The sequence below is a fragment of the Streptomyces sp. YPW6 genome, assembly GCF_018866325.1.
Taxonomy (GTDB): domain Bacteria; phylum Actinomycetota; class Actinomycetes; order Streptomycetales; family Streptomycetaceae; genus Streptomyces.
The window spans coordinates 231,223-254,814 of the sequence record NZ_CP076457.1 but is presented as its reverse complement, the minus strand read 5'-3'; the positions used below and the strand labels follow the sequence as shown (position 1 = coordinate 254,814).

At 71.9% G+C, this 23,592-nt stretch carries 18 protein-coding genes and 1 pseudogene; 10 read left to right on the top strand and 9 right to left on the bottom strand.

Going from position 1 to position 23,592, the window contains the following annotated elements; genetic code table 11:
* The first annotated feature begins 107 nt into the window (after positions 1–107).
* From KME66_RS01095 to KME66_RS34375, 4 genes are all read left to right on the top strand, one after another.
* Positions 108–983, top strand: a complete 876-nt coding sequence (locus KME66_RS01095; protein WP_216317928.1) for a universal stress protein — start codon at positions 108–110, stop codon at positions 981–983.
* Between the two features lie 303 nt (positions 984–1,286).
* Positions 1,287–2,186 carry a universal stress protein gene (locus KME66_RS01090; protein ID WP_216317926.1) on the top strand — a complete coding sequence of 300 codons (900 nt, stop codon included), beginning with the start codon at positions 1,287–1,289 and terminating at the stop codon, positions 2,184–2,186.
* A 32-nt stretch (positions 2,187–2,218) separates the two neighbouring features.
* Complete coding sequence (gene adhP, locus KME66_RS01085; protein WP_216317924.1) at positions 2,219–3,250, top strand: alcohol dehydrogenase AdhP; 1,032 nt, start codon at positions 2,219–2,221, stop codon at positions 3,248–3,250.
* Positions 3,247–3,375 carry a hypothetical protein gene (locus KME66_RS34375; protein ID WP_269086424.1) on the top strand — a complete coding sequence of 43 codons (129 nt, stop codon included), beginning with the start codon at positions 3,247–3,249 and terminating at the stop codon, positions 3,373–3,375. The genes adhP and KME66_RS34375 overlap by 4 nt, the downstream gene beginning before the upstream one ends.
* A gap of 557 nt (positions 3,376–3,932) precedes the next feature.
* Here the strand turns inward: KME66_RS34375 and KME66_RS01080 are convergent.
* Both KME66_RS01080 and KME66_RS01075 read right to left on the bottom strand, forming a co-directional pair.
* Positions 3,933–5,108, bottom strand: coding sequence for a cation:proton antiporter (locus tag KME66_RS01080; RefSeq protein ID WP_216317922.1), 1,176 nt, complete (start codon positions 5,106–5,108; stop codon positions 3,933–3,935).
* A 4-nt stretch (positions 5,109–5,112) separates the two neighbouring features.
* Entirely contained in the window at positions 5,113–5,592 is a 480-nt protein-coding gene (locus KME66_RS01075; RefSeq protein ID WP_073223416.1) for a cation:proton antiporter regulatory subunit, read from the bottom strand.
* A gap of 360 nt (positions 5,593–5,952) precedes the next feature.
* On the opposite strand from KME66_RS01075, the gene KME66_RS01070 reads away from it, so the two are divergent.
* The 6 genes from KME66_RS01070 (at position 5,953) to efeU (ending at position 12,214) form a co-directional block, all read left to right on the top strand.
* Positions 5,953–6,870: a universal stress protein gene (locus KME66_RS01070; protein ID WP_216329009.1), complete on the top strand. Its 918-nt coding sequence runs from the start codon at positions 5,953–5,955 to the stop codon at positions 6,868–6,870.
* A 255-nt stretch (positions 6,871–7,125) separates the two neighbouring features.
* Positions 7,126–8,007, top strand: coding sequence for a universal stress protein (locus tag KME66_RS01065; protein ID WP_216317919.1), 882 nt, complete (start codon positions 7,126–7,128; stop codon positions 8,005–8,007).
* 88 nt (positions 8,008–8,095) lie between these two features.
* Entirely contained in the window at positions 8,096–8,653 is a 558-nt protein-coding gene (locus tag KME66_RS01060; RefSeq protein ID WP_216317917.1) for a hypothetical protein, read from the top strand.
* Between the two features lie 186 nt (positions 8,654–8,839).
* A complete protein-coding gene (efeO, locus tag KME66_RS01055) occupies positions 8,840–9,973 on the top strand; it encodes an iron uptake system protein EfeO (protein ID WP_073223412.1) in 1,134 nt (377 codons plus the stop codon).
* Positions 9,973–11,250 (top strand): iron uptake transporter deferrochelatase/peroxidase subunit, encoded by a 1,278-nt coding sequence (gene efeB / locus KME66_RS01050; RefSeq protein ID WP_216317915.1) that lies wholly within the window; start codon positions 9,973–9,975, stop codon positions 11,248–11,250. The genes efeO and efeB overlap by 1 nt, the downstream gene beginning before the upstream one ends.
* Positions 11,251–11,272: 22 nt before the next feature.
* Entirely contained in the window at positions 11,273–12,214 is a 942-nt protein-coding gene (efeU, locus tag KME66_RS01045; protein WP_216317913.1) for an iron uptake transporter permease EfeU, read from the top strand.
* Between the two features lie 457 nt (positions 12,215–12,671).
* On the opposite strand, the gene KME66_RS01040 is transcribed toward efeU, so the two are convergent.
* From KME66_RS01040 to KME66_RS01010, 7 genes and pseudogenes are all read right to left on the bottom strand, one after another.
* On the bottom strand, positions 12,672–13,979 hold the full coding sequence (locus KME66_RS01040) for a DUF4241 domain-containing protein (protein WP_216317911.1): 1,308 nt from the start codon (positions 13,977–13,979) through the stop codon (positions 12,672–12,674).
* A 433-nt stretch (positions 13,980–14,412) separates the two neighbouring features.
* Positions 14,413–14,745 (bottom strand): hypothetical protein, encoded by a 333-nt coding sequence (locus KME66_RS01035; RefSeq protein WP_216317909.1) that lies wholly within the window; start codon positions 14,743–14,745, stop codon positions 14,413–14,415.
* A gap of 290 nt (positions 14,746–15,035) precedes the next feature.
* Positions 15,036–16,559, bottom strand: coding sequence for an aldehyde dehydrogenase family protein (locus KME66_RS01030; RefSeq protein WP_216317907.1), 1,524 nt, complete (start codon positions 16,557–16,559; stop codon positions 15,036–15,038).
* Positions 16,560–16,658: 99 nt separating this feature from the next.
* Positions 16,659–17,918 (bottom strand): GAF domain-containing protein, encoded by a 1,260-nt coding sequence (locus tag KME66_RS01025; RefSeq protein ID WP_216317905.1) that lies wholly within the window; start codon positions 17,916–17,918, stop codon positions 16,659–16,661.
* Between the two features lie 114 nt (positions 17,919–18,032).
* Positions 18,033–18,620, bottom strand: coding sequence for an N-acetylmuramoyl-L-alanine amidase (locus KME66_RS01020; protein WP_216317903.1), 588 nt, complete (start codon positions 18,618–18,620; stop codon positions 18,033–18,035).
* A 258-nt stretch (positions 18,621–18,878) separates the two neighbouring features.
* Positions 18,879–20,272 (bottom strand): annotated as a pseudogene (locus KME66_RS01015) (SWF or SNF family helicase).
* Positions 20,269–23,337: a DEAD/DEAH box helicase gene (locus tag KME66_RS01010; RefSeq protein WP_216317901.1), complete on the bottom strand. Its 3,069-nt coding sequence runs from the start codon at positions 23,335–23,337 to the stop codon at positions 20,269–20,271. Before KME66_RS01010 ends, KME66_RS01015 begins: the two are co-directional and overlap by 4 nt.
* Between the last annotated feature and the right edge of the window lie 255 nt (positions 23,338–23,592).

Below are 23,592 nucleotides of genomic sequence, written 5' to 3'. Positions count from 1 at the left end.
TCGGCCCCGACACCATCCGTCGGCCCCGTGTGAGGCTCACACCATCACACCATCGTCATCGCATCCGCTGGAGTCTTGCGCTCGCGGCCGCAGCATCAGGAGGCAACATGTCCGGGACCATCACCGTAGGACTGGACGGGACCGACCACGCTGCGGCGGCGGCGGACTGGGCCGCCCAGGAGGCGGAGCGCCGGCGGTCGGCCCTGCGACTCGTGCACGCCTGGGTCTGGCGCCCCACCGACGTGGCGTACGTCGGAGACCGGGCGGCCGAGGAGCGTTGGGTGCGGAACATGCTCGACGAGGCCCGGTCCCGCGTCGCCAGGGAGCACCCGGCCCTGGACGTCACGACGGGGCTGGTCGTCGACGACCCGGTGCCCACTCTGCTGGCCGAAGCTGAACGCGCCGAGATGCTGGTGCTGGGGTCGCGCGGTTACGGCACCCTGGCCGGCTACCTGATCGGTTCCGTCTCGATGAAGGTGTTGCGCCGTGCGGCCGGGCCGGTCGTCATGGTCGGGAAGCCGCATTCCGGCACGCCCCGGCACGCCTCGGAGGTGGTGGTCGGCGTGGAACCCGGGCAGATCGGTGACGCGGTCCTGGAGTTCGCTTTCTCAGCCGCGGCCGAACGCGGAGCGGCCCTGCGCGCCGTACACGCCTGGAGCGTCCCGACGGCCCCCGCGTGGAGCCCGGGTTCGCTGTATCTGGTCGACGAGGCGAACGGTCTGGAGCGGATCAACAGGGAGGAGCTGGCCGAGACCCTCAAGCCGTGGCGCGGCAAGTATCCGCAGGTCGAGGTCGTCGAGCAGGTCGAGATCGGCTCCGCATCCGAGGTTCTGCTGTCCAGCAGCGCCGACGCCTGCCTCGTGGTCGTCGGGCGGCGCAGCCACGAGGCGGTCCTGCGGCGTCTCGGCCCGGTCACCCACGCCGTTCTGCACCACGCCACAGCCCCCGTGGCGGTCGTGCCTCACGACTGTCCCCCGGAATAGGACCGCCGCCCGTATCTCCTCACGGTGCGGGCAAAGACGAAGGCGATGCCGACCCTCCCGCGTCGGCCGGAGCGGCCTGGGCGGGCCGCCGCCGACGACTTCGTGCACGGTAGGTGGTGGGACGTCGAACGTGCGCGAGCGTGGCCAGGAGCTGGACGGCGAAGACCATCCGGCGCCTCGAACCGCCGCACCCCCGCCCCGATGGGGCCGGTCGGCCCCATCGGGGGACCAGCGGCCCCTCCCCGGGAACCTGCCGGACAGCGACGCTGGAACCAGAGCATCCGACACCTCAAGGAGACGGTCATGGCCCGCACGATCACCGTAGGACTCGACGGATCGGCCGAAAGCGGAGCCGCTGCCGAGTGGGCGGCCCGCGAGGCGAAGCTGCGTGGCCTGCCGGTACGCCTGGTCCACGTGTGGATGCCGGTGCCGGAACCGATGGCCCAGGCTCCGCTCCTGGGAGCAGAAACCCACCAGCACTGGACCGAGCGGGTCCCGCGCGAGGCCGCCGAAGGGCTCAGGCTGCGCCACCCGGGGGTCGAGGTGAGCACCGAGCCGCGTAGCGGGACACCGACCGAGGTTCTTGTGGAGGTCGCCCGCGACGCGGAGCTGCTGGTCCTCGGATCCCGGGCGCTGAGCGGGCTCGGCGGCTTCCTCGTGGGTTCCGTCGGACAGGCCGTGATCGCCCGGACCCAGGTGCCCGTGGTCCTGGTACGCGCCGGGGAACAGGCCGCCGACGAACACGTCATGGACCCCGCCGGAATCCCGTCCGCCGCCACCGCCTTCCGGCCCGTCGTCCTCGGCCTCGACAACCCCGACGACGCCGTCATCGCCTTCGCCTTCGAGGAGGCGAAGCGTCGCGAGACCGCTTTGTACGCTGTCCGGGCCTGGGACTCGTGGCCCTACGCCGTCTACACCGTCGGGCCGGGCTTCGAGCACCACGAGGACTTCTCCCGCCAGAGGGCCGACGCACTCGCCGAGACCCTGCGCCCGTGGCGGCAGAAGTACCCGGACGTCGAGGTCGTCGAGATATCCCGCCCGGGCAGCGCCGCCGCCCTCCTGGTCGATACCTCCCATGACGCCTCCCTCGTCGTCGTCGGCCGGCGTGTGCGCCGCAACCCCTTCGGCATCCACATCGGTGCCGTGACCCACGCGGTGCTCCACCACTCCGCCGCACCCGTCGCCGTCGTCGCACACGACTGACGCGCATCCGCACACAAGAGAACGAGGACATCATGAAGGCAGCGGTCGTACGGGAATTCGGTCAGCCCCTCGTCATCGAGGAGCGCCCCGATCCCGAGCCCGGCCCCGGACAGGTCCGCGTCCGTGTCGAGGCGTCCGGGCTGTGCCACACCGACATCCACGCCGCGAACGGCGACTGGCCCGTCAAGCCCACCCCACCCTTCGTGCCCGGCCACGAAGGGGTCGGACTGGTCGAGAAGCTCGGCGAGGGAGTCACCCATCTCGCCGTCGGTCAACGGGTCGCCGTGCCGTGGCTCGGCAGCGCGTGCGGGCGCTGCGAGCACTGTCTGTCGGGCTGGGAGACGCTGTGCGAGAGCCAGGTCAACACCGGCTACGGCTGCGACGGCGCATACGCCGAGAAGATGCTGGCCCGGGCCGACTTCGCCCAGCTGGTGCCCGAGGGCGTCAGCGCCGTCGACGCGGCCCCGCTGACCTGCGCGGGTGTCACCACGTACAAGGCCCTGAAGGTGGCCGGCGTCCGGCCCGCACAGCTGGTCGCCGTCTCCGGCGTGGGCGGTCTCGGTCATCTGGCGGTGCAGTACGCGAAGATCGCCGGTGCCACCGTCGCCGCCATCGACGTCACCGACGAGAAGCTCGAACTCGCCCGTGAGCTGGGCGCGGACGTCCTCATCGACGCCCGTACCCAGGATGTCGGGGCGGAGCTGAAGCGGCACGGCGGCGCCCACGCGGCCCTCGCCCTCGCCGTCAGCCCGGCCGCGTTCGAAGCCGTGAACTCGGGCCTGCGCCGCGGTGGGAAGCTCGTCATGGTGGCCCTGCCGGCGCACGGCACCATCCAGGTGCCGATCTTCGACACCGTGCTCAACGGCACCTCGGTGATCGGCTCCATCGTCGGTACCCGCCAGGACCTCGCGGAGGTCTTCCAGCTCCACGCCGCCGGCCGGACGAGAGTCATCCACGAGACCCGCCCGCTCACCGCCGTCAACGAATCGATCGACGAGGTCCTGAACGGGCAGGTCAAGGCCCGCATCGTCTTCGACCTTGGCGAGGGAGGCGGAGGGCGATGAACCTGCCCCCGGTCGTCGGTGTCGACGGCTCCGAGCCCAGCCGGCGGGCCGTGGGCCGGGCGGCCGACGAGGCCGCCCAGCGCCTGGTGACCCCGCGCTCCGTGTACGAGGCCGTGGCGGCATAGACGCTGCGGTGGCCACGGGGCCGAAGGCCGGCCATGCGGGCCGGTCAGCCCAGGCGGCGGCTGACCCGACGCAGGCAGAGTGGACCCGCGGCGACGGTGGTGGGCAGGCCGACGGCGTCGGCCTGCCCACCACCGTGGCGCTGTCTTGTGTGCCGCCCCTTCCCTCGGCGACCGCTCCCGCGGACGCCATTGCGCGCGGTCCGCAGGGGCAGGGGCGGCGGCCTCGGAAGGCAGGGGGATCGAGGTCGCTGGGGCCTGGGGACGGTGTCGTCCGTGCCCTTGCTCTTGCCCGATGCCATGGACGACGACGGCGTTCTCGTTCCACGGGCTCTCGGCGGCTTCGTCGTCGACGGCGACGGTGCGGAGATGGGTGTACGGGGACCGCCGCGCCCCGGGAGGAGCGCCGGACGCGGGAGACGTGCGGGATGCGCCGGTGCGGCGGGCCGCTGCGCAGGGCCGGGCTCCCGGCCCGGGTTCCCGTGCTGTCGCCGGCTCAGACCGTGGCCCTTCGGGTGTCGACGCCGCCCCCATGGGGAGGCGTGGTGCCGTCCGGCGGATCAGGGCACGGACGGGCTGCGGCACGGTGAGCGGCTCGCATCGGAGGGGCGCGGTCCGGTGAACCGGGTGATGACGGGGCCGGCCACGGCGAGCAGGAGGACATAGGCGGCGACCAGGGCGCCGAGCCGGTCGTGGCCGGTGCCCATGAGGCCGATGACGACGATGGAGAACTCCCCCCGGGCGATGAGCGCGGTCCCCGCCCGGAGGCGCCCTCGGCGGCCCACTCCTTCCCGCCGTGCCGCGTACCAACCGGACGCCACCTTCGTCGCGGCGGTGACCGCGGCCAGGAGCAGGGCGGCCGGAAGGACCGGTAGCAGCGAGTCCGGTGGGATGGACAGGCCGATGGCGAGAAAGAACACCGCGGCGAACAGGTCTCGCAGCGGGCTCAGTACCTTCCGCGCCCGGTCGGCTGCCTCGCCCGTGAGGGAGAGCCCGACCAGGAAGGCGCCGACCGCCGCCGAGACGTGGACGGCCTCCGCCAGGGCCGCCACGACCAGTGTCACGCCCAGGACGCGCAACAGCAGCTGCTCCGCGTCGGGGTGCGACAGCAGCCGCCCCAGGTGATGCCCCCACCAGTAGGACAGGGTGAGCGCCGCCGCGACGGTGCCCAGGGCGAGCAGCACTCCCAGCAGGGCCTGCCGCCACGTGCCGCCCGCGGCCACGACGGCCAGCAGCGGAAGGTACGCGGCCATCGCGAAGTCCTCCAGCACCAGCACGGACAGGATCGCGGGGGTCTCCCGGTTGCTCATCCTCCGCAGGTCGCCCAGGAGCCGGGCGATGATGCCCGAGGAGGAGATGTAGGTCACTCCGGCGAGCGCCAGGATTCCTCCGGCGTCCAGCCCGAGCAGCCATCCCGCCACCGCACCGGGCGTCGCGTTCAGCACGAGATCGACCCATGCCGAGGGCAGGTGGCGGCGCAGGCTGACCGTGAACTCCGGCACGGTGAACTCAAGACCGAGCACCAGCAGCAGGAGCACGACGCCGATACCCGCGCCGGTCTCCACGAAGGAACCGGCTGCGGGGACCGGAGCGATGCCTCCTTCGCCCAGCGCCAGGCCGGCCAGGAGATACAGCGGGACGGGGGACAGCGCGAAGCGTCGCGCCAGTGTGCCCAGCAGACTCAGGAAGGCGAGGATGATGCCCAGTTCCAGCAGCAGGGCGACCGAGATGTGCATCAGCTCAGCCCCGGACGAGCTGTTCCACCGCGGCGATTCCCTCGCGGGTCCCGATCACCACCAGGACGTCACCGGCACTGAGGACCTTCTCCGGCCCGGGGGAGGGGATGACCTCCTCACCGCGGACGATCGCCACGATCGACGCACCGGTGCGTGTCCGGGCCCTGGATTCCCCCAGCGGGCGCCCGACGTACGGGGTACCGGCCAGCACCTCCACCTGCCCGGAACTGAGGCCGGGCACCTCTCTGGTCAGATCCGCGAATCGCTCGGCGATGCGCGGCGCGCCCAGGATGTCGGCGAGGACGTCGGCTTCCTCGCGGGTCAGCCGGAGCACAGCCCGTGCCTGGTCCGGGTCGCCTTCTCCGTAGACCGCCAGTTCGAAGTCGCCGGAGCGCCGTGCGACCACGCCGACCTTGTCGCCCTCCAGATTGACGAACTCGTAGAGCAGTCCTACACCCGGCAGCAGTACTTCGTTGACGTCCACCCGTGCTCATCCCGTCTGCCGTGAAGGCGTTGTCGTGCGGCTGTCTGTCGAGACCGTCGTGCCATGGGTGTTCGGCATCCGAGGACGGCACCTCAAGCTTTGGCCTGGGGTGCGGAGGCCCACGGCTCACTCTTCCTCGCGCTGCGGGTGGGGCGGCAGGGCCCGAAGGGCCCCGTACGGAGGGCCGGACGGGCTCCCTGCGGCCACTGGATCCGGCCGGATGGAGGCAGTGGCCGTGTCGGACGAGCGGGTCGGGACGTTCGGCCCCCTGACCGTGGCCCACACGCCCCATGGCGGGAGGAGCACGGGTGGGGTGGGCTGGGGGTAACGGAGTCAGGCGGTCCGGACGAAGGAGGCATGGTGAGCGGTCTGGTGGTCGTGGGTGCGGATGGATCGGAGTCAGGTTTCGCCGCGGTGGAGGTGGCGGTTCGGGAGGCACAGGCGCGCGGGACCGGGCTGCGGGTGGTGCACGCGCTGGTCTGGCCGGTGACGTACACGCTTCCGCGCCCTTTCCCAGGGGGCACGTCGCCGTTGGGGCCGCCGCCGATGGACCTGTCCGAGGCCAGGCTCCGGGAGATGGCAGAGGGGCTGGTGGCCGAGGCGGTCGGGCGTGCGCGGGCGGTGGCGCCGGATGTCGAGGTCAGCCATGCCGTGGTGGCCGGTGAGCCCCTGACCGTTCTGGAGGCGGAGTCCCGTACGGCCGAGCTCGTCGTGGTGGGGTCCCGGGGGCTGGGCGCGTTCACCGGGCTGCTGGCCGGGTCTACGGCGGTGCACCTGGTGGCACACGGGCGGTGTCCTGTGCTGGTGGTCCGCGAACAGTCGGGCGCGGACGGTCCGGTCGTGCTGGGCGTCGACGGCTCCGTCGCGGGTGAGCCGGCGGTGGACTTCGCCTTCGCCACGGCGGAGCGGCGGAAGGCCCCCCTGGTGGCGCTGCACGCCTGGACAACGTGGAACGCGCCGCTGCCTGCCCCGCAGGACGCGTCCGCTCCGTACGCCAATCCGCCCGGGGCTCTCGCCGAGGAAGAAAAGACGCTGCTGTCCGAGGCACTCGCGGGCCACCGGGCACGGTATCCGGATGTGGTGGTGGAGCACCGGGTGGTGCACGGCCCAACCCGGGAGGCGTTGATCGACGCGAGCCGCTCCGCACAGCTGATGGTGGTCGGGGCTCGAGGGCGCGGCGGGTTCGCCGGACTGCTGCTCGGCTCGGTCAGCCAGGCCGTGCTGCACCATGCCCACTGCCCGGTCGCCGTGGTGCGGGCTGCGGACGCGCGGCACTGAACACGCCCCGGCGCGGGCCGGCCGACGCGTTCCGGGGGCGGACGGGGACTGCCGGCAGACGGTGATCGCACCGCACGGCGTCGCACGGCATCGCGCAAGCGGGTGCCCTGCCCGGTCGCGACGGCATCAGGGCTGTCGTGAGGACCGCATGGTCCTGCAGGCAGTCCGTTGGTCCCCGGGCGCACTGGCTTGGCTGAGACGAGGATGAGGATCAAGGAGCCGCGCATCGGCGGCGTCCGGGGACGGGAGACTGCAATGACTGATCCGGTGATCGTAGGGGTGGATGGTTCGGCTTCCAGCCTCGAGGCGGTCGACGTGGCGGCGCGTGAGGCGCGCCTGCGCGATGCCCCGTTGCGGATCGTGCATGCGTTCGGCCATGCGCCCGGGCACCGGCCGTCCGGCGTACCGCCGTGGAGCCCGGCCGACGACGGTCTGGAGCCGATGGCCCGGGGAGTGCTGGCCGATGCCGAGGGCCGGGCCCACGCGGCGGCACCGGGCGTGGCCGTGACCCGGTCGGTGGTGGCGGGGGAGACGGTGGAGGTGATGGAGATCGAATCGAGGTCGGCGTCCTTGGCCGTCGTCGGCAGCCGGGGGCTGAGCGGGTTCTCGGGGCTGCTGCTGGGCTCGACGGCGGTGCATCTGGCCGCGCACGGCCGTTGCCCGCTGATGGTGGTGCGAGGCAGTGCTGATCCGTCCGGAGCGGTGCTGCTGGCCGTCGACGGCTCCGACGCCGGCGGGGCCGCGGTGGAGTTCGCGTTCGCCGAGGCCGCTCTGCGCGGGGCCCCGCTCGTGGCCCTGCACGTCTGGAACACCTGGAGCGAGCGCGCCTACGAAGGCCCCGGCGACCCCCTCAGCGCCATGGTCGTCGATACCGAACGGCTCCGAGAGGCCGAGCAACGCCTGTTGGACGAGACGGTCGCCCCCTGGCAGAAGGTCTTCCCGCACGTCACGGTGGAGCGGCGGCTGGAGCGTGCCCGGATCCGCCCGGCCCTGATCGACGCCAGCCGCGACGCCCAACTGGTCGTCGTCGGCGCCCGGGGACGCGGGGGGTTCACCGGCCTGCTGCTCGGCTCCGTCAGCCAGGCCCTGCTGCACCACGCCCACTGCCCCGTCACCGTGGTCCGCGGCGAGGAATGACCGCGCCTCAGCAGATCACGACCGGGAGCAGCGCTCTGCCGGTACCGGGGACCCGCAGCCGGATGCCCACCGACGCGACGCCGCCGACGTGGCCGCCTCGCTCGCCGTGGTTCCGGCACGGGGCCGGACGACCGCGGACGCCCGACGACCGGCCGACACCCGGGGCAACGACGAACTGGCCGAACCGGTCCGCCGGCCCCAGCGGCTCGGTCTGCCGGACCGGTTCCGCGGCCGGCTGATCGGCGTCCTGCTCGCATCCGCATCCGCATCCGCATCCGCCTCCGAATCCGAATCTGCCTCCGCAGTCGTCGCCAGGGCTGTCGGTGAGGCCAAGGACGCTCTCGTCATCACCGTCGTCCTGCTCATCGACGCCGCCATCGGCTACCTGCGGGAAAGCCGTGCCGAGCGCAGCGCCGAAGCAGTGCGCCGGACGCTCGTCCCCACGGTCCGAGTGCGCCGTTACGGTGAGGTTCAGGTGGTCCCGGCCGGCCCTCTGGAAGAGTCGGCGCGGCGAGGACAGCGGCCCCGGGGGCTGAGCCGCGATCCGGCTCTGATCCTGAACTGCGAGAGGCGCCCGGCCCCGGTCTCCGACCCGTTCGTACCGGAGGTTTCGCGGTGCCGCGTCAGCCCACCGAAGGGCGATTGACCCGCGCTTGACCTTTCCTTGGGTGTCCCATGGGTGGCTTGTGACCGGATCGCGCCCCACGTCCCCGGGGGAGAGGTGAATCACTGTCCGAGTGGGTTCGGGCGAGGTAAGGCTCGGTTAAGTTAGGTCCGCCTCACCGTCCATGACCGCACCATCATTCGCTCTCTCATCTCCAGTGGAGCCCGTATGCGACCCGTTCGACCCGCCGTCACCGCTGCCGCCGCTCTGGCCGCATTGACCGTGGTAACCGGCTGTGCCGAGAAAGGCGGCGGCGCGGACGACTCGGTCGTCAGGGTCGTCGCGAAGGACGACGCCTGCGAGGTGTCCACCACGGAGATCCCTGCGGGCCACGTCGAGATCGCTGTGGAGAACAAGGGCTCCAAGGTCACCGAGGTCTATGTTCTGTTCCCCGACGACCGCATCGTCACCGAGCGGGAGAACATAGGCCCCGGCACCAAGGCGAAGATCACAGCGGAGATCAAGCCCGGTACGTACGAGATCGCCTGCAAACCGGGTATGAAGGGTGACGGAATCCGCCAGACCGTCGAGGTCTCCGGCGGCACGGCGGCCCGACGCAGCCCCGAGATGGACGCGGCCGTGGCCGGCTATCGGGCGTACGTGCAGGCGCAGGCCGACGAGACGCTGCCCAAGGTCAAGGTGTTCACCGACGCGGTCGAGGCGGGAGACGTCGAGGCGGCCAAGAAGGCGTATGCCGAGTCCCGCATCGGCTGGGAGCGGACCGAGCCCGTCGCGGAGTCCTTCGGCGACATCGACCCGAAGGTCGACATCCGTGAGGACGGCCTGGAGGACGGTCAGAAGTGGACCGGATGGCACCGTCTGGAGAAGGCCCTCTGGCAGGACAAGAAGCTGGGGGCCGAGGAGAAGGCGCTCGCACGCCTCCTCCACGAGGACTTGACCGACTGGCAGAAGAGGGTCGGCAAGGCCGAGATCACCCCGACCTCGATGGCGAACGGCGCCAAGGAACTCCTCGACGAGGTCGCCACCGGCAAGGTCACGGGTGAGGAGGAACGTTACAGTCACACCGACCTCGTGGACTTCAAGGCCAACGTCGAGGGCGCGGAGAAGTCGTACACCCTGCTCAGGCCGATCGCCTCGAAGAACGACGCGACGCTGACCGGTACGCTCGACAAGCGGTTCGCGGAGCTCAACACGCTCCTGGACACCTTCCGCGCGGACCGGACCGGCTACGCGTTCGTCGCGTACGACAAGGTCGGCCCGGCGGACCGCAAGAAGCTGTCCGACGCGGTCAACGCGCTGGCCGAGCCGCTGTCCAAGCTGGCTGCCGCGGTGACCAAGTGATGCCCGGTCCCGAGGAGTCGGCACAGAAGCGAACAGGGGCGCCGGGCAGCGGCCCCACGGCACCCTCGCGGCGCGCTCTGCTCGGCTGGGGCGGAGCCGGGCTGGCGCTCGGCGCCGTGACCGCGGGCGGTGCGGTTGCCGCGGTGCGCACACCCGGCCCGGAGCAGGCGGACAGCGGCGCGGCGGTACCCTTCCACGGCGCGCATCAGGCGGGTGTCGCCACCCCCGTCCAGGACCGGCTGCACTTCGCGGCGTTCGACGTGACGACGAAGGACCGGGCCGAACTCGTCACGCTGCTCAAGGAGTGGACCCGCGCCGCCGAGCGGATGACGGCCGGGCAGAGCGTCGGCGACGGCGCCTACGGGGGCTTGGCCGAGGCTCCGCCGGACGACACGGGCGAGGCGCTCGGACTCAAGCCGTCCCGGCTGACCCTCACCATCGGTTTCGGGCCGTCCCTGTTCGCGAAAGGCAGGTTCGGGCTCGAGAATCAGCGGCCCGAAGCGCTGGTGGACCTCCCCACGTTTCCCGGCGACAACCTCGACGCGGCCCGCAGCGGCGGCGACCTGTGTGTGCAGGCGTGCGCCGACGACCCGCAGGTCGCCGTGCACGCCATCCGCAACCTCGCCAGGATCGGCATGGGGCGGACCGCGATCCGCTGGTCGCAGCTGGGGTTCGGCAAGACGTCCTCGACGACGCCGGACTCCCAGACCCCGCGCAACATGATGGGATTCAAGGACGGCACCCGGAACATTTCGGGTACGGACACGGCCGCACTGGCCGAACACGTGTGGGCCGACGAGAAGGACGGCGCGGCGTGGATGGCCGGGGGCTCGTACCTGGTCGCCCGGCGCATCCGGATGCACATCGAGACCTGGGACAGGGCGCCCCTGCGGGAGCAGGAGGACATCTTCGGCCGCGACAAGGGCGAGGGGGCGCCGGTCGGCAAGGCCAAGGAGCGCGACGAGCCGTTCCTGAAGGCGATGCTGCCGACCGCCCATGTGCGGCTGGCCCACCCCGACACCAACAACGGTGCGACGATCCTGCGCCGCGGCTACTCCTTCACCGACGGAACGGACGGCCTGGGCAGGCTCGACGCGGGACTGTTCTTCCTGGCCTACCAGCGGGACGTCCGCAAGGGTTTCATACCGGTGCAGCGTAGTCTCGCGGCCTCCGACGCACTCAACGAGTACATCCAGCACGTGGGTTCGGCGGTCTTCGCCGTCCCGCCGGGCGTCCGCGACACCGACGACTGGTGGGGCCGGGCACTGCTCTCATGAACGACACCGTGGAAGGACCGGCATGTTCGGCAACTACCTGATCGGCCTGCGCGAGGGTCTCGAGGCAAGCCTGGTTGTCTGCATCCTCATCGCGTATCTGGTCAAGACCGGCCGCCGGGACGCGCTCCGCCCGGTGTGGAGCGGTATCGGTATCGCCTGCGCCATTTCCCTGGCCTTCGGAGCCGCACTCGAATTCGGCTCACAGGAGCTGACGTTCGAGGCGCAGGAAATGCTCGGAGGCACCCTGTCGATCATCGCCGTCGCGCTGGTGACCTGGATGGTCTTCTGGATGCGGCGTACCGCGCGCCATCTGAAGAAGGAACTCCACGGGAAACTCGACGCGGCCCTGGCCATGGGAACCGGTGCCCTGGTCGCCACCGCCTTCCTGGCCGTGGGCCGTGAGGGCCTGGAGACCGCGCTGTTCGTGTGGGCCTCGGTGCGGGCGAGCGGCGAGGGCTCCTCGTCCCCGCTGATCGGCGTCCTGCTGGGCATCGCGACCGCGATCGTCCTGGGCTGGCTGTTCTATCGGGGCGCCCTGCGGATCAACCTGGCCAGGTTCTTCACCTGGACGGGTGGCCTGCTCGTGATCGTGGCGGCCGGAGTGCTCGCCTACGGAGTCCACGACCTCCAGGAAGCCCGGTTCCTCGGCGGTCTGCACACCAAGGCATTCGATGTCACGAGCGCCGTTCCACCGGACAGCTGGTACGGCACCCTGCTCAAGGGCATCTTCAACTTCCAGGCCGATCCGACCCTGCTGCAGGTCATCGTGTGGACGCTCTATCTCGTCCCCACACTCGCGCTGTTCCTCGCCCCGAACAGCTTCACGCGTACGGCGGAACGGCACACGCGGAAGGCGACGAACGATCAGGGCGCCTCGGTGGCCGGCCGACCCCAGGAGGGCGCCGACGCCGAGTGTGATGACCCGCCACCGACGGGAAGCCCGGCCAAGGCCGGCGAAGCCTGATCCCCACGTCCGCTTCGACAAGCCGGTCCTCCGTGAACAGCGACTGATGGAATGACGGCCCCGGGGAACCGCTACCCAAACTGCCAGGCTCCCTTCGCTCATCCGCGAGACCCGCACTGGACCGGGTCCTCCAGGACGGGTCGGAAAGGGCAACCGGCTGGGTGGTCAGCGCCGACGCCGACCAGTGGCACCAGGAGGTCCGACGGACCCTCCAAGCACTCGGAACACCCAGTGGTCACGCATCGTGACAGCTTCACGAACGTCGTGCCGGAACCGCTTCTTGTGGACAGAGCCGGCCGGCTCTGCCCACAAGAAGCGGGAGTCTCTTGACGATGAAGGCGGGAGGCGCCCCGACGGAGGCCAAGTCCATGTTCATGAGTTCGGGAGGCACCCGCGACCTGATGGGCAACCGGGCTGCCGAGAACGTCACGAAGGGCACCCGGAGGCAGGAGCCTGCCTACGCAGCCGCGTGGGTGGGGGTCCCGTCCTGCTCCGGAAGCAGCTCGGGCATCCCCTCCACCAGCACCACGACGCCGACAACCTCACCGTCCTCGGAACGGCCGACCCACACCGGGTAGGTGCCGTCACCGGTCGTCGCGAAAGCCGTGAGCTCGCCGCCGGAAGCCTCGTCGCGGGTGCGCTGCGTGAACATGGAACCGTCGTCGATGTCCTCGTACCCGTCCAGGTCGGACTCCCCCTGGATCAGCCCCCGTTCGAAGAGCGCGATGAGTGGCTCCCAGGCCCCGGCGTCGGCGAAGCAGCCGGTGGCGCCGTCGGTGTCGAAGCCGGCTATCTGCTGCTCGATGAACAGCCGGGGATCGTCGTCCGGACCGAGGGCCATCTCCCAGGTCGCGGCGGGGGTCTCGTGGACGAGCAGGCGCACGGCCGTGGCTTCCGTGGTCGTGACCTCGGCGTCCCGCCACTCGCAGTGGTAGCTGAAGCGGGTCCGCGCCTCGTCGAGTACGTACTCCCCGGGCCGCACAGGGACCGTGATGCACGGCAGCCCGTCGCCGTGGCGGATGTCAGGGCCGGAGACGGCCAGCAGCCCGCTGGGTACGCGCAGGGTGCCGACCCGGCGCGGCTCCACGACGGTCATCTCGGGGTGGTACCCGTCGGTCACACGCACCCCGGGCCGGAACAGCTCGTTGATCGGCCCGGGCTGTGCGGGGCGCGGCGGGCGCCAGCAGGTAGCGGGGGTGTCTCCCTCACCTGGCTCCGCTGCCTCGGCCACCTCAGCCGTTTCCAAGGCGGGCGGCTCGCTGAGCCCGTGTACCTGGGCCGAGAGCAGCGGCCACTCCCCGAAGGCGGGGCGGTCCATCCAGCGCTCGTCGTCCCGGAGTCCGGGCGAGGTGATGGAGGAGCCCCCGCCCTGCCCCTGCCGCTCCTCCGTCCGTCGGCCCTTGCCGTCGGGGTAGAGGTCCACGGTGATGCGTGGGCACGTCTTGTCGAACTCCGCCATCCCCGGTCCTGTGTAGTACCAGCCGACGGAGTACCGACGCAGCAGCCGCGACGGGTCGTCCAGCAGCCGCATGTCCAGGTCGTAGGTGCGGCGGCCGAGGGCGTCGTAGACCCACAACCCGACGTAGTGGTCCCGCCAGGAAACCAGTCGTACCTCCAGCGGAGCCTCCCGGCCCGGCTCCCGGTACACCGCCACGTACGGAAGCCCGGCGGCATCCCGCTCCCGGGCCCTTGCGGCGGATATCGGCCACCATGGCGCACAAGCCTCCAGGTCCCATGCCCGCGCGTACCCCACCTCGACGACCATCGCCGCTCCTCTTCCCACAACCCGCCTTGGTTCTGTGCTGAGCTGCAAGGTAGCCGCCCCCTGTGACAACGGTCCCACTGGACGGGCAGTCGGCCCGCTCCGGCGCCGAAGGAGGACGGCGACGACGTGGTCGTCTGCGGCGAGCTGGACGGCGGGCGCGGTCTGGGCGGTGGTCCAGCCGACGCGGTGGGCGACGTCGGCCAGGTACGGGGTGGGAGGCCCGGCCTGCTTCTCGGTCGCCGTGCGGGGCGCTCTATCTGCGAGGCCGGGGTGGGCTGCCGAAGTGGCGAGCGATGGCCTCGGCCCGGCCCGAAGCACCGAGCTTCCTGGTCGGGCATTCCGCTGTTACCAGAGAGTGGTCGGGGAACCTGCATCAGCCAGAAATGGTGGAGTGCTTTCTCGACCTGATGGCTCGGGTTGCGTGCCGGGCGGATCAACGGAGGGGCGAAGCCTCTGGCGAACGGCGAACAGTGCGCGACAAGATCCACCGTCCGCCACGAACGTCGTGTGCCTCTCTGTCCTCCCCGTCGCCGACGTCATGGGTGCGGTGCGGGTAGTCGCCGGGGGAGAGGGCGACGATCGCGTCACCCTCGACCTTGATGCAGTCCTCGTCGTCGGGGTCCCTGTCGAGCCAGATGCTGAGAGAGTCCACGTCGATCACCGCCGCGCCGAGCGGAAGGACAGGGCTGTCCGTGAGGAGAGCCCACCCGCAGTTCGTACAGAGCCGCTGGACGGCTTCCTCGAACGGGATAGCGAACTGGCTCACGGAAGCGGCCGACCGCAGTGCGCGGCACTCGGGGCTTCCGCGGAGCTTGCCCTTCCCACGCCCGTGGATCGTGCTGCAGACCCGCGCGGCCTCGCTATGCCGTGCCACCACAGGTGTCAGAGGGTTGTCGCCTGCCTCACCCCGGAGGGGAGTCTGGTCCGGGACTGGTCCGGAGGCTGTGCTCGTGCAGGTCGACCATCGACTTGAGGCAGTCTGTTGTCTACCCGGAGTGACTCCGGTGCCGGACTGCCTGGAGCGCTACGGCGTCTCCAGGCAACCGACTTCAGGTTCTAGAAGAACCCGAGCTTCTTCGGACTGTATGAAACGAGAACGTTCTTCGTCTGCTGGTAGTGCTCCAGCATCATCTTGTGGTTCTCCCTGCCGATGCCCGACTGCTTGTAGCCGCCGAACGCGGCGTGGGCCGGGTACGCGTGGTAGCAGTTCGTCCAGACCCTGCCCGCCTTGATCCCGCGCCCCGCCCGGTAGGCCGTGTTGACGTCGCGGGTCCAGACTCCGGCGCCCAGCCCGTACAGGGTGTCGTTCGCCGTGCTGATGGCGTCGTCGAAGTCGGTGAAGGACGTCACGGCCACGACCGGGCCGAAGATCTCCTCCTGGAAGACCCGCATCCGGTTGTCGCCTTCGAAAATCGTCGGCTGCACGTAGTAGCCGCCCTCCAGCTCACCGCCGTGCTCGATGCGCTGACCGCCGGTCAGGATCTTCGCACCCTCCTGCTGGCCGATGTCCAGGTACGAGAGGATCTTCTGCAACTGGTCGTTGGAGGCCTGGGCGCCGATCATGGTGTCGGTGTCCAGCGGGTGGCCCGGGACGATCTGCTCGGTACGGGCGACGGCCGCCTCCAGGAACGCGCCGTAGTGGCCGCGCTGGATGAGGGCGCGCGACGGACAGGTGCACACCTCGCCCTGGTTGAGGGCGAACATCGTGAACCCTTCGAGGGCCTTGTCGAGGAAATCGTCGTCGGCGCGCGAGACGTCGTCGAAGAAGATGTTCGGCGACTTGCCGCCGAGCTCCAGCGTCACCGGCTTGATGTTCTCGGAGGCGTACTGCATGATCAGCCGCCCCGTCGTGGTCTCACCCGTGAAGGCGATCTTCGCGACGCGCGGGCTGGAGGCGAGGGGCTTGCCGGCCTCCGCTCCGAAGCCGTTGACGACGTTGACGACGCCCGGCGGCAGCAGCTCCGCCACCAGGCTCAGCCAGTAGTGGATCGAGGCCGGCGTCTGCTCGGCCGGCTTGAGGACCACCGCGTTGCCCGCGGCCAGCGCCGGGGCGAGCTTCCAGGTGGCCATCAGCAGGGGGAAGTTCCACGGGATGATCTGTCCGACCACGCCCAGCGGTTCGTGGAAGTGGTACGCGACGGTGTCGTCGTCGATCTCGCTGAGCGAACCCTCCTGGGCGCGCAGCGCTCCCGCGAAGTAGCGGAAGTGGTCGATGGCGAGCGGGATGTCGGCCGCCAGGGTCTCCCGCACGGGTTTGCCGTTCTCCCAGCTCTCGGCGACCGCCAGCTCCTCCAGATGGGCCTCCATCCGGTCGGCGATCCTGTTCAGCACCGCCGCCCGGTCCCCGGCGGACGTGGCGCCCCAGGCCGGGGCCGCCGCATGGGCCGCGTCCAGGGCCCGTTCGACGTCCTCGGACGTGCCGCGCGCGATCTCGGTGAACGGGCGGCCGTTGACGGGGCTCGGGTTCTCGAAGTACCGGCCCCGGGCCGGCGGCACGTACTCCCCGCCGATCCAGTGGTCGTAGCGGGACGCGTACGTGACGATCGCGCCCTCGGTGCCCGGCGCAGCGTAACGGGTCATCTCTGTGGCCTCCCGGATCCGGTGCCGCCCGCCGTTGGACGGCCCTCGGCGCGAGGCTAGGAACGCGGACGTTGCGAGCGCGTTGCACGAGGGAGGGCGTCAGCCGCGCTGCTCGGCGTCGAGCGCCCGGACCCTGGCCTGCAACGCCGGCCGCTGGCTCGCCGGAACCGCCCCGGCCAGCGCGCGCCATACCGGCAGGTCCTCCTCGCCCCACGGGCGGTACGCCCAGTCGGCGAGCAGCCCCGGATCGCCCCGGGCGATCAGCGCGGCCCGCAACTGCTCCTCGATCCGCCGCCGCAGGCGGACGACCGCGGGGGCCGCGGAACCCGGCAGCAGCGGCCCCGCGTACGCGTCCAGCGCCGCCGCCACCGCGCCCGAACCCAGCCGACGCGTCACCGTGTCGAAATCGGCGTCCACCGCGACCGCCAGCCGGTACGGGCGTGAGTCCAGCAGATCGGGTCCCAGCAACCGCCGGAGCCGGGAGAGCTCCGCCCGCAGGGTCACCGGGGTCACCGACTCGTCCTCGTACAGCTCGACCAGCAGCTCCTCCCCGCTCAGCCCCTCCGGTCTACGGGCCAGGGCGACCAGGATCTCGCTGTGCCGCCGACTGAGCCGCAGGTGCCGCCCGCGCCCCGCCAACAGCGCCTCGTCCCGGCCCAGCGCACTCAGCCGAACCGTGTCGGCGTCGGACCCGGGTGACGGCGTCAGCAGCGCGAGGTGGGACTCGGCGGCCCGGGCCACCGCCTGGACGAAGGCCAGACTGTGCGGATGGGCGAGCCGGTCCCCGCCGGTGATGTCCACGGCTCCCAGCACCCGGCCCGTACGGGGATCGTGCAAGGGCGCCGCCGCACAGGTCCACTGCTGGACCGGCCGCAGGAAGTGCTCGGCCGCGAAGACCTGGACCGGGCGGTCCAGTGCGATGGCCGTCCCCGGCGCGTTCGTCCCCGCCACGGACTCGGCCCAGCGGGCGCCCTCCACGAAGTTCATCAGGCCGGCCGCCCGGCGCGCCGCCGTGTGGCCCTCGACCCACAGGAGGCGGCCGTGGGCGTCGCACACGGCCAGCAGATGTTCCCCGTCCGTGGCGTACGCACCCATCAGTTCACGGATCACAGGCATCGCCCGGGCCAGCGGGTGAGCCGCCCGGTAGGGGCCCAGCTCGTCCGGGCCGAGCTCCACGACGGGGGCCTCGTCCGGGCTGACCCTCGCCCGCGCCGAGCGCCGCCAGGACGCGCCGACCACCGGTCGCACCGGCCGCTCCAGCCTCCCCGCCGAGGTGAACACATCGTGGGCCCGGCGCAGCGCACCGCTCTGTTCACCGGGATCGGCGTCCGCCGCCAGGGCCACCCAGGGATCCGTCAACTCACCCTCCGTTCAGGGCCGTCAGCCTCTCCCATCGTCGTCGCCGTCGGCCTGTGCGACAACCTCGCTGCGGAGAGTCATCGACACGACTCGTGGTGGCGGGGGGAGGGGGGCTCAGGCGGCGCCGCGGACGAGCCGGAGGTAGCGCTCCCAGTCCCAGTGGACGCCGGGGTCGGTGTGGTCGCTGCCCGGCACCTCGTGGTGGCCGACGATGTGCTCCCGGTCCCTGGGGATGCCGTGGCGGTCGCAGATGTCGGCGGTGAGCACGGCGGACCGCAGGTACATGATGTCCGTGAAGAACTCCTGGCGGTCCACCCACCCTTCGTGCTCGATCCCGATGCTCCGGGTGTTCCAGTTCCAGTTGCCCGCGTGCCAGGCAATGTCCTTCTCCCGTACGCACTGGGCGACATGGCCGTCGCCGGACCGCACCACGTAGTGCGCCGAGACCTGCTTGGAGGGGGCGCCGAAGATACGTGTGGTCGGCGTGAACAACTGCTGGGCCACATGGATGACGACACGGTCGATCCTGCGCTCGGAAGGACGGGAGGGGACGGTGTAGTTCGCGGGAGCGGCCGGAACCCACAGGGCCGTGGCGTAGTCGGTGGGGCCCTGGGGTGCGGCCACGGCCCGGACCGACGACGGCAGGACCGCCGCCGCACCCAACGTGGCGGCGGCGTACCGGATGATCCTTCTGCGGTGCAACAGTGCTCCTGGGCTGGGGCGGTGGGCTCCCGGTCGGCCGATCACCCCTGTCGCAGCACATGACGAGCGCACCGGATGTGCGGTTCCCCACCGGGCGTTTCCGGACTCGGGTGCGACTCCCGCGCATCCGGACAACACCACAGCCTTCCCCGGTCCCCCGTCCCCGGTCCCCGCTCCCCGGTCCCCGGTCCCCGGTCCCCGGGACCCAGGCACCCGGGACTCGGGCACCCGGCCCCGGGCCTTCCGGGAACCGCCGGGTCAGCCCGCGGCGTCCGCCCCGCTCGTCCCGTCCGCCGACCCACCCTCCTCGGCACCCGCCAGTGCGCCCGCCGGGTCGTCGTCCGCAGGTCCGGCAGGCACCCAGCGCCCACGCTCCTTGCGGTAGGGCCACCACCGCCCGTCCCGGTCGAGCCGCAGCTGGAGACCGGCGCCCGCCACGGTCCAGCGGGCCCGCCCGCCCGCCCGCAGAGCCGGGCGCTCACCGGCCTCCCACGCCCCGTCGAGCCGGTCACGGGCCCGCCCCAGGTCCGCCGGGTCCGGCTCCCACTCCTCGTCGAGCACGGCGAGCGCCGCGGCCCCGCCGTACCCCGGCGCCACCGCCCCGCCGATCACGGGCGGGCCCGTCCCGCACGTCCGGTCGGGCGTCCGCGCCGCTGGGTCAGCTCGACCGGGAGCGGCTGCTGCTCGTGCCCCGGGGCCAGGGCGCCCAGCAGCATCCGGTGAGCCCGCACCGCGCTGTCGGCCGCCAGCACCTCCAGCGCCGCCGGGTCGATGCCGGGAGCGGGCGGCGTCTCCGTGTCCAAGGACGGCCCGAGCCCCGGCGTGTCCGGGACCGGCGGGGGAGCGGGAAGCGGCGGAAGGATGCCGGCCGCCGCGAACGCTTCCCCGGCCGGTATCCCGCGCATCACCTGTCCCGTGTCGCTGGTGGCCGCTGCCGCACCGGTGCTCCCCGCCCCCACCGCACGGGCGGCGCTGCGCACCTGGAGCTCGTGCAGCAGCCGCCGCTCGTCGCGCCCCCGCGCCAGCAGCAGGACGAACGGGTCCTCGTCCAGCAGCCGCGCCACCTGGTAGCAGAGGGCACCCGAATGCGGGCAGTGGTCCCAGGCCCCGCAGGTGCACTCCGGCTCCAGGTCGCCGATGCCCGGCAGCAGTTCGGCCCCGGCGTCGGCCGCGTCCTCCACCAGATGCGGCGGCATCTCGCGGTCCAGCAGCGCCGCGATGTGCCCGGCCCGGTCCACGGCCATGTCGAGGAACCGGTCCCAGGCGCTCGCACCGAGCTGCTGGAGCAGGATGTCGCTGCGGTAGGCCGTGCCGTCGTGGTCCCGCACCATCGCCGTGATCCGCCCCGGCCGTACGGACACCGCCCCGACCCCGCCCTTTCTGGCCAGCCGGCGGCCCTCCTTCAGCTGCCGGCCGTCCAGCGCCGTGTCCTCCAGGGCCTGGAGCCACGCCCGGCCCCACCAGGACGTGGCGAAACCCCGGCCCTGCGCGGGGGGAAGCGCCGCGAACGTACGCTCCGGTCCGCGCCCGCCGTCCCGCGGCGCCCCGGCTCCGTCGTCCCCGCCCGGCGCGTCCGTGTCGTCTGCCCCGTACGCACTGTCCACGTCGTAGGGCGAGTCGTCCGCGTCGTCGTACCCGTAGTCGTCGCTCATCGTGCGCCCCCTCGCAGCTCGACCAGGTCGGCCAGTTCCGCGTCGGTCAGTTCGGTCAGTGCCGCCTCGCCCGAGCCGAGCACCGCGTCCGCGAGGTCCTGCTTGCGGGCGAGCATGCCGGCGATCCGGTCCTCGATCGTTCCCTCGGCGATCAACCGGTGGACCTGTACCGGCTGCGTCTGGCCGATCCGGTACGCCCGGTCCGTCGCCTGCGCCTCGACCGCCGGATTCCACCAGCGGTCGAAGTGCACGACATGACCGGCGCGCGTGAGGTTGAGCCCGGTCCCCGCCGCCTTGAGCGACAGCAGGAACACCGGAGCGTCACCCGCCTGGAAGCGGGCCACCATCTCCTCCCGCCGGGCCATCGGCGTACCGCCGTGCAGGAATTGCGTGCCCACCCCGCGCGCGGCCAGATGTTCCTCCAGCAACCGGGCCATCCGCACGTACTGCGTGAAGACCAGCACCGAGCCCCGCTCGGCCAGGATCGTGTCCAGAAGTTCGTCCAGCAGATCGACCTTCCCCGACCGGTCCGCGATCCGTGGCTGCTCCTCCTTGAGGAACTGCGCCGGGTGATTGCAGATCTGCTTGAGCGACGTCAGCAGTTTCATCACGAGCCCCCGCCGCTCGAAGCCGTCGGCGGCGGAGATCTCCGCCAGGGTCTCGCGGACCACCGCCTCGTACAGACCGGTCTGTTCCGGCGTCAGGGACACCGCCCGGTCGGTCTCGGTCTTCGGCGGCAGCTCGGGCGCGACGCCCGGGTCGGTCTTCCGGCGGCGGAGCAGGAACGGCCGCACCAGCGCGGCGAGTCGCTCCGCGGCGGCCGGGTCGCTGCCGCCCTCGACCGCGGCGGCGTACCGCGTACGGAAGGCGCCCAGCCGGCCGAGCAGACCGGGCGTCGTCCAGTCCAGGATCGCCCACAGTTCGGAGAGGTTGTTCTCCACGGGGGTGCCGGTGAGCGCGACCCGGGCCCGCGCGCCGATCGTCCGCAACTGCTTGGCCGTCGCCGAGTGCGGGTTCTTGACGTGCTGGGCCTCGTCGATGACGACCATGCCCCAGGAAGCGGCGGCGAGCCGGGACGCGTCCAGGCGCATCGTGCCGTACGTCGTCAGCACGAACGTGCCGTCCACCAGATCCTCCAGGGAGCGCGATGCCCCGTGGAAGCGGCGGACGGGGGTGCCGGGGGCGAACTTCTCGATCTCCCGCTGCCAGTTGCCCATCAGCGAGGTCGGACACACCACCAGCGTCGGCCCGGCGGTGTCCCGGTCGGCCTGCCGGTGGAGATGCAGGGCGATGAGCGTGATCGTCTTGCCGAGGCCCATGTCGTCCGCGAGACAGCCCCCCAGACCCAGGGACGTCATGGTGTTCAGCCAGTTCAGCCCGCGCAACTGATAGTCGCGCAGGGTCGCGGTGAGTGCCTCGGGCTGCCCGATCGACTGCTGAGCGGCGGATTCCGGATCGGCGAGCCGGTCCCGCAGCTCCCGGAGCCTGCCGGTCGCCGTGACCTCGACACGCCGGCCGTCCACCTCCGTCGAACCGGTGAGTACCGCGCTCAATGCGTCGATCGGGGTGACCTTGCGGTCCTGGGCCCGGCGGGCCCGCCGGGCTTCCTCGGGGTCGATGAGCACCCACTGGTCACGCAGCCGCACGATGGGCCTGGACGACTCGGCGAGCCGGTCCAGCTCCGCGCGGGTCAGTTTCCGGTCGCCCAGGGCGAACCGCCAGTCGAACGACAGCAGCGCGTCGGCGGAGAGGAACGAGGGCGCGTCCACGACCGTACGTCCCCGTGGCCCGACGCTCCCCTGCTCATCGTCCTCCGGGTCCGTGAAGTCCGGGCCCGTGCCGTCCGGGCGGGTGGCTTCCCGGCCGGACGGGCCGATCACGGCGCGTGCGGTGAGCTTCCTGGCCAGCTCCTTGGGCCAGTGCACCTGAACGCCGGAGGCGGCCAGAGCGCGTGCCGCGGAACCCAGCAGCTCGGCGACCTCCTCGTCGGCCGGTTCCACCGAGTCCGGCACCGCGGCGGAGAGCAACGGGGCCAGCGGGGGCCAGGCGCGGGCAGCCCGCCGCAGCGTGAGCAGAGCGTCCATCCGGGCCCGCGGCCCGAACGCGGCAGCGGTCCGCGAACCGCCCGTCCACAGCTCCGCCGCATCGGCGACCAGGGAGGGATCGCTGACGCTGTGGATCTGGAGCACGGCGCGGAACGACGGTGCGCCCGCGTCCGTACCGGGCGGCGCGCCTTCCGTGTCCGGGGCGTTCTCGTGAGTCCCTTTCGTGTCGTTCTGCCGCGACGCGAGGCCCGTGACCTCGATGCGCAACGACAGTCGTACGCCCGCGTCGTGACCGGCCGCCACATCGGCCGCCCAGGCCCGTGCCTCGGGCAGGTGCTGGGGCCGCTGTGCGCTGAACGCCGGGCCGGCGGCGAATCCCGCGGCCGGGGTCCGGGGCATCACGTCGGCCACGGCGTCGAGGAACGCACGCAGCAGGTGCTCCGGCTCGGGCAGCAAGTGTTCGCCGTCGCCGTCGCCGTCGCCGTCGCCGTCGCCGTCGCCGTCGCCGTCGCCGTCGCCGTCGCCGTCGCCGTCGCCGTCGCCGTCGTTCGCCGTCGCGTCCGGGACCGGGGTCGCGTGCGCGGTCGGCGGCATCGATGCCGCCAGCCCCCGGACGCGTTCGAGATCCTCGGCGCTCAGCGGCCCGATCCGCCAGGCATCGTGATCGGCGGTGCTCAGCCCCGGCAGCAGCAGACCGCGGGCGACGAACTGGAGGGCGAGGAGCGCGCCGGCACCCCAGAAGGCGGTGGCGGGGGAGGGCTGTGCGCTGGCGCGTGCCCGGGTCAGTACCGGAAGGGCGTCCCGTACAGGGAGGAACAGCGCCGGAACCGTCCGGGGCCGCAGGTCGGCGTCGATGACGGTCAGCTCCGACAGCGCCCGGTAAGGGGCGCAGAGGGTGCTGCCGTCCGGGTTCCAGAACGCGATCATGCTGGTCCGCGCCGGATCCGCAGGAATGAAGACGGCGGAGCAGCGGGAGAGTTCGGCGATCTCGGAGGGTTTTGCCGCAGGGTGCCTGTGCACAGGAATGGCTGATTCCTCAAACTTGACTAGTTGGCAGAGTCGCCGAGGGTACTCCACTGCGCCCTGAGCTGTGCCGCTCACTGGTGTGGTGTGCGTCACACCTCCGGATGGCCGGGTCTCGATGGTGCAGCCAGCCCCACCGTCGGACGCGGGGGTTGCCCCCGGGGGAAGCGGGGTGGTGGCGCCATGGCTCCCGACGGCCTTCGGTCCGTACGTTCGATGAGGTCAGCGCCCCAGAGGTTCCAGAGACCGGAG

Coding starts and splice junctions, on each gene's coding strand:
- KME66_RS01065 (WP_216317919.1), top strand. CDS start 7,126: ATGACTGATCCGGTGATCGTAGGGGTGGATGGTTCGGCTTCCAGCCTC.
- KME66_RS01095 (WP_216317928.1), top strand. CDS start 108: ATGTCCGGGACCATCACCGTAGGACTGGACGGGACCGACCACGCTGCG.
- KME66_RS01080 (WP_216317922.1), bottom strand. CDS start 5,108: ATGCACATCTCGGTCGCCCTGCTGCTGGAACTGGGCATCATCCTCGCC.
- efeU (WP_216317913.1), top strand. CDS start 11,273: ATGTTCGGCAACTACCTGATCGGCCTGCGCGAGGGTCTCGAGGCAAGC.
- adhP (WP_216317924.1), top strand. CDS start 2,219: ATGAAGGCAGCGGTCGTACGGGAATTCGGTCAGCCCCTCGTCATCGAG.
- KME66_RS01030 (WP_216317907.1), bottom strand. CDS start 16,559: ATGACCCGTTACGCTGCGCCGGGCACCGAGGGCGCGATCGTCACGTAC.
- KME66_RS34375 (WP_269086424.1), top strand. CDS start 3,247: ATGAACCTGCCCCCGGTCGTCGGTGTCGACGGCTCCGAGCCCAGCCGG.
- efeO (WP_073223412.1), top strand. CDS start 8,840: ATGCGACCCGTTCGACCCGCCGTCACCGCTGCCGCCGCTCTGGCCGCA.
- efeB (WP_216317915.1), top strand. CDS start 9,973: ATGCCCGGTCCCGAGGAGTCGGCACAGAAGCGAACAGGGGCGCCGGGC.
- KME66_RS01040 (WP_216317911.1), bottom strand. CDS start 13,979: ATGGTCGTCGAGGTGGGGTACGCGCGGGCATGGGACCTGGAGGCTTGT.
- KME66_RS01090 (WP_216317926.1), top strand. CDS start 1,287: ATGGCCCGCACGATCACCGTAGGACTCGACGGATCGGCCGAAAGCGGA.